Origin of the sequence: Simplicispira sp., assembly GCF_028687295.1 — a bacterium.
Lineage (GTDB): Bacteria > Pseudomonadota > Gammaproteobacteria > Burkholderiales > Burkholderiaceae_C > Simplicispira > Simplicispira metamorpha.
The window spans coordinates 1-5895 of sequence record NZ_JAQUAL010000181.1 but is presented as its reverse complement, the minus strand read 5'-3'; the positions used below and the strand labels follow the sequence as shown (position 1 = coordinate 5895).

At 66.2% G+C, this 5895-nt stretch carries 6 protein-coding genes; 4 read left to right on the top strand and 2 right to left on the bottom strand.

Features of this window, described 5'->3' with window-relative positions:
* Positions 1-22: 22 nt before the first annotated feature.
* The gene (locus PHX69_RS14870; protein WP_288044731.1) at positions 23-1165 is read left to right on the top strand and encodes an extracellular catalytic domain type 1 short-chain-length polyhydroxyalkanoate depolymerase; all 1143 of its coding nucleotides are present in this window, start codon (positions 23-25) and stop codon (positions 1163-1165) included.
* Positions 1166-1226: 61 nt separating this feature from the next.
* On the opposite strand, the gene PHX69_RS14865 is transcribed toward PHX69_RS14870, so the two are convergent.
* On the bottom strand, positions 1227-2309 hold the full coding sequence (locus PHX69_RS14865; protein WP_288044730.1) for an AI-2E family transporter: 1083 nt from the start codon (positions 2307-2309) through the stop codon (positions 1227-1229).
* A gap of 26 nt (positions 2310-2335) precedes the next feature.
* On the bottom strand, positions 2336-3382 hold the full coding sequence (gene purM / locus PHX69_RS14860) for a phosphoribosylformylglycinamidine cyclo-ligase (protein WP_288044727.1): 1047 nt from the start codon (positions 3380-3382) through the stop codon (positions 2336-2338).
* A 273-nt stretch (positions 3383-3655) separates the two neighbouring features.
* Here purM and hda point away from each other — a divergent pair, with 273 nt between their 5' ends.
* From hda to PHX69_RS14845, 3 genes are all read left to right on the top strand, one after another.
* Entirely contained in the window at positions 3656-4345 is a 690-nt protein-coding gene (gene hda / locus PHX69_RS14855) for a DnaA regulatory inactivator Hda (RefSeq protein ID WP_119012971.1), read from the top strand.
* Between the two features lie 46 nt (positions 4346-4391).
* Positions 4392-5093, top strand: a complete 702-nt coding sequence (locus PHX69_RS14850; RefSeq protein ID WP_288044725.1) for a histidinol-phosphatase — start codon at positions 4392-4394, stop codon at positions 5091-5093.
* Positions 5090-5895 (top strand): tRNA nucleotidyltransferase/poly(A) polymerase family protein (locus PHX69_RS14845; RefSeq protein ID WP_502958546.1); only part of this gene is annotated, 806 nt, incomplete at its 3' end. The genes PHX69_RS14850 and PHX69_RS14845, both read left to right, overlap by 4 nt.

Sequence of the window (5895 nt, the reverse complement as noted above, 5' to 3'; positions counted from 1 at the left end):
GGTTCGCAGCGCCCTTCATACCATGCCGCGTCGCTCTGCCTTGTTCTCGCTGTCTGCGCTCACACGGGCCTACCAGCGCAATCTCAAGACCCTGGCCCGCGTTACCCGGCCCGCCCGCGCCCAAGCCACCAAGGCCGTGAAGGCGGCGGTGAAATCTGCGGTCAAGGCGGCAGTGAAAGAGGCCATCCACGAGGCAGTCCCGACTGCCAAGACGGCGCACCGTCAGCCCACGGGCGCGGTGGCGCGCCGCAAATCCCTGGCGCCCCAGGGCGACTGGATCGCCGGTGTGGCCACCGGCCCTGCTGGTGCGCGGCGATTTCATTTGTACGTTCCGCCAGGTCTGGCCTTGCGCAGTGCTGAAAAGCTGCCGCTCATGGTCATGCTGCACGGCTGCGACCAGACTGGCGCGGACTTGGCCAGCAGCTCGCGCATGAACCGGTTGGCAGCGCGCCATCGCTTTCTGGTGCTCTACCCCGAGCAGGAGCGGCTGGCCAATGCCCGGGGCTGCTGGAACTGGTATGGCGCGCGCAGTGGCAGGCCGGACGCCGAGGCGGCCACGCTGCTGGCCGCAGTCCAGCAGGTGGCGCTGCACCACCCGGTCGATCTGGCGCGGGTGGCGGTGGCGGGCTTGTCGGCGGGCGCCTCGATGGCGGTGCTGATGGCAGCGCGTTACCCGGCGCATTTTTGTGCCGTGGCCATGCACTCGGGCGTTGCGCCCGGCACGGCAGATTCGGCTGCCACGGCGTTGGCCGCCATGCGGGGCCACCGCGCAGGGCAATTGCCTTTGCCCCATGCCAGCGCGGTATCGCCGGGCACCAGTGCTTTATCAGCGCCTTTGCCGCCCTTGCTGGTGCTGCATGGCGATGCCGATGGCATCGTGTCGGTGCGCAATGCGGCGCAGACGGCGCAGCTGTGGGCCCAGGCGCTGGGCGCCCGGGCTGGCACCGTGCGCGCCCAGCAGCGCGGCAAGCGCTACCCGATGCGCGTGACGCAATTCAGGGCCAGAGGCCGCACGGTGGTGGTGGTGCGAGAGATTGTCGGCCTGCGCCATGCCTGGAGTGGCGGCGCGCCCGGCCTGCACTTCAGCGACCCTGCCGGGCCCGATGCCTCGGCACTGGTCTGGGCATTTGTGGCGCGGGAATTCAAGAAATCAGCAGCCAAATAGGGCTTCAAGGCCCGCAGGATGGGCGCATCCAGCTATTGATTTGATAGTGGTTGATGGCCGCTTACACCAGCCCGGCTGCGTGCAGTTCTTTTTTCAGGTAGGCGTAAAACAGGGGCGCTGCCACCAGACCGGCGGGGCCGAACACCGCCTCGGCCACAAACATCACCGAGAGCAGCTCCCATACACCCATGTGCGTGCGCTGGCCCACCACTTTGGCGTTGATCACGTACTCGGCCTTGTGGATCAGCACCAGAAAGCCCAGGCACGCCAGCGCCGCCACGGGCGACACCGACAGGCCCACAATCGTGATCACCACGTTGCACAGCAGGTTGCCCACAATGGGCACCAGCCCGGCCACAAAGGTCAGGGTGATGAGTACGGGGGTGTAGGGCAGGGCAATCTCCCACCACGGCAGCACGAACAGCAAAAACAGCGCTGTCAGCAGGGTGTTGAAAGCGGCAATCCAGAACTGCGCGGCCACGATCTGGCGAAAAGCCTCGCCAAAGCGTGCAATGCGCAACACCAGCGCCTGCGCCAGCGGCCCGCGTGCGGGGCCGACTTTGCGCACGGCAGCCAGGGCACCAATCAACAGCCCCACGTAGGCGAACAGCAAACCACCCAGCCAGACGCGCCCGGCCATGGCCAGTGCCCCTGCTTTGGCGCCCAGGTAGCTGGCAATCGTGCGCTGTATTTCGACGGCGCCCTCGGGCAGCTGCGCGGCAATGTCGGGGGGGAGCTTTTGGCGCAATTCCAGTACGGTGCGGGCCATGTAGTCCAGCAACTCGCGGTACTGCTGGGGGGCATCAACGATATAGCCGCGCGAGTGCGACAGGCCCAGCACCACCAGCGTCAGCGGCGAGAGCATGACCAGTGCAGCCGCCAGCACCTGCGCTGCGCGGGGGGGTGCATCGGCAGTGGCACCTGGCCCGCGCCGCCCCAACCAGGCAAAGCGCGGTACCAGCCAGCGGGTCAGCAAAAAGCCCAGGCAAACGCACAGCAGGCCTGGCAGCAGGCCGCGCCACATCACCAGCAGCAGCGCTGCCCCCATGAGGAGATAGCTGGCAATGACCACACCGCGTGGGCCGGGCCACGCCGCAAGGGGTGCAAGGTCGCGGGAGGTGTTCGAGGGCGGCGGGTGCCCCATCGTGCGTGCTCGCTGGCGAAAGCGCTTCAGCGCACGACGACGGCAGCACCGTCGCCGCGCGGGGCGATGGCACCTATCGTGTAAACCTGCTCACCGGCGGCGCGCAGCGTGGCGGCGGTGGCTTCGGCGTGCTCGGCGGGCACCACGACGACCATGCCGATGCCGTTGTTGAACGTGCGGTTCATCTCGGTGTCGTCAATGCCGGCGGTGGCTTGCAGCCAGGCAAACAGTTCGGTTTGTGGCCAGCTGCCTTTTTGCAGGTGGGCGGCAAGGCCCTCGGGCAGTACACGCGGGATGTTCTCCAGCAGGCCACCGCCCGTGATGTGGGCCAGCGCCTTGATGGGGTGTGCGGCCAGCGCGGTCAGCACGTTTTTCACGTACAGGCGTGTCGGCTCCATGATGGCTTGCTTGAACGGCTTGCCGTCCAGTGTGGCCGGGGCGCTGGCGCCCGCGCGCTCGATGCACTTGCGCACCAGGCTGAAACCGTTGGAATGCACGCCGCTGGAGGCCAGGCCCAGCACCACGTCGCCCGCTTGCACGCTCGTGCCGGTGAGGATTTTGGATTTTTCGACCGCGCCCACGGCAAAGCCGGCCAGGTCGTATTCACCGGCGGGGTACATGCCAGGCATTTCGGCGGTTTCGCCGCCAATCAGCGCGCAGCCCGAGAGTTCGCAGCCACGGGCGATGCCACCGACCACGGCAGCGGCAGTGTCCACGTCCAGCTTGCCGCAGGCAAAGTAGTCCAGGAAGAACAACGGTTCGGCGCCTTGCACCAGCACATCGTTGACGCTCATGGCCACCAGGTCGATGCCCACGGTGTCGTGCATGTTCCATTCAAAGGCCAGCTTGAGCTTGGTGCCCACGCCATCGGTGCCAGACACCAGTACGGGCTCCTGGTAGCGCTTGGGCACTTCGAACAGCGCACCGAAGCCGCCAATGCCAGCCATCACGCCTTCGCGCATGGTCTTTTTGGCCAGCGGTTTGATGCGTTCGATCAGGGCGTCGCCAGCGTCAATGTCAACGCCAGCATCTTTGTAGGACAAGGGGGTAGGGGTGGGGGCAGAAGAGCTCATGGCGGGTGCGACACGAACCAACGTGCCGACAGACTAAAATTTGCGCAGATTCTACGGGCTGCGCACCCAGTGCGGCCCCAAGATGGCCCCAGGCATCTGTGCGGTAGCAGGCGTGACAGCCAAAATGCCCGTCCCGCACGATGGCCCGCCAGCAACCCTGGTGCAGCACACGCTCCTGGTTTTTCCACTGCTTTCTCTCACCACGCCAGCCGCCTTCATGCCACGATTTGCCCCTTTTTCATGCGCTGCCATGCACCTGGCGGGGCCGCAGCCGTGAAGCAGCTGGCCCTGGACATCGGACTGGCGCCCGCGCCCACGCTGGAGCGGTTTTTTGCCGGGCCCAACACCGCTGCGTTGCAGCACCTGTGGCAAGCGCTGGGCGAATCGGCAGGCACTGAACCCGTGCCCACCTACCTGTGGGGTGAGGCTGGCAGCGGCAAATCCCATTTGCTCAAGGCCGTGCGCGAAGCCTTGCGCGAGCAGGGCGCCAGTGTTGGCTGGCGCGATGCCAGCAGCAAGTACGCCCCGGCCTTTGACGAGCGCTGGAGCGTTGTCATCCTGGACGATGTTCACCTCTACAGCACCTCGCAGCAGAACGTGGCCTTCAACTGGTTCATCAACGCCATGAGCCCGGCCAACGGCGTGCCGCGCTGGGTGCTGGCTGCGGGCACCCTGCCGCCGCCCGATTTGCCGCTGCGCGCCGACCTGCGCAGCCGCCTGGGCTGGGGCCATGTGTTCCAGCTGCACCTGCTGGGCGAGGCCGAGCGCCGCGCCGTGCTGCGCCAGGAGGCCGAGGCGCGCGGGGTGGCTTTGGGCGATGAGGTGATGGACTACATGCTGCGGCGCTTCTCGCGCGACCTGGGCAGCCTGATGCAGTTGCTCGACAAGCTCGACCAGCATGCGCTGCGCACCCAGCGGGCCATCACCATCCCATTGCTCAAGGACATGCTCGATACCGAGTGATGGCACCTGATCCTTTTTTCCACGCTACTGTTTTTTTTCGTACCGCATGACCCCTGACACCCCGGCATCTGCCCCCCGGTTGGCCCTGTTCGACCTCGACCACACCCTGTTGCCCATTGACTCCGACTTCGAGTGGGGCGAGTTCACCACCCGCATCGGCTGGACGGATGCACAGGAGTTTGGCCGCCGCAACGCCGAATTTTTTGCCCATTACCAGGCGGGCACGCTCGATATCCGCGCCTACGTGCGTTTTGCCACCGAAGCCGTGCGCCAGCAAGGCCCCGAGGCCGCCGCCGCCGCCCACGCGCAGTTCATGCGCGAAGTGATCGCCCCGGCGATTCGGCCCCAGGCGCTGGAGCTGCTGCGCCAGCACCAGCAGGCGGGCGATCATGTTCTCATCATCACGGCCACCAACGAGTTTGTGACCCGCCCCATCGCCCAGGCGCTGGGCGTGGGCGAACTGCTGGCCACCGAGCTGGAGCGCGACACCCAAGGCTGGTTTACCGGCAACGTGCTGGGCGAGCCCAACATGCGCGAAGGCAAAGTGCGCCGCATGGAGCAGTGGCTGGCCCAGCGCCAGTGGGGCTGGGGCGATGTGCACAGCACGTTTTACAGCGACTCCACCAACGACATTCCCCTGCTCGAAAAGGTCAACACGCCCGTGGCCACCAACCCCGATGCGCGTCTGCGCGAACTGGCCGTGCAGCGCGGCTGGCGCATCCTCGACCTGTTTTCTGCCACACCATGATCAAGAAATTTATCGACAAACTCATCGCCAAAGCCACCCCGGCTGGGCGCCGCGCCAGTGCCTCGCCTTTTGGCAAGCGCGAGGAGGTGCCTGCCACCGTCCACGGTATTGACCCCGAGCGGGTGGACTACCGTGCCGTGGACGTGGTGCGCACGCTCAAGGATGCGGGCTTTGAGGCCTACATCGTCGGCGGCGCCGTGCGTGATTTGCTGCTGGGCCTGCGCCCCAAAGACTTTGACGTGGCCACCAACGCCACGCCCGAGCAGGTCAAGGGGCTGTTTCGGCGCGCTTTCATCATCGGCAAACGCTTTCGCATCGTCCACGTCGTCCACGGGCGGGGGCGTGAGAACGAAGTCATTGAAGTCTCCACCTTCCGCGCCCAGGTCGATAACGTGGCCGCCGAGCAGGTCGCTGGCAACGAAAAAACCAGCCGCAGTGCCCTGGCGGGCATGCAGCATGCCGTGGGCTCCAGTGGCCGCGTGCTGCGCGACAACGTCTGGGGCCCGCAGGATGAAGACGCCACCCGGCGCGACTTCACCCTGAATGCCATGTACTACGACCCCGAGACGCAAATCCTGGTCGATTACCACAAGGGCTTGCAGGACGCCAAAAAGAAAACCCTGCGCATGATTGGCGACCCGGCGCAGCGTTACCGCGAAGACCCGGTGCGCATCATCCGCGCCGTGCGCTTTGCCGCCAAGCTCAGTGCCCTGGGCTTTACGCTGGACGCCAAAACCTCCGCGCCGCTGGTCGACTCGCAGCGCCTGCTGGCCGATGTGCCGCAAAGCCGCATGTTTGACGA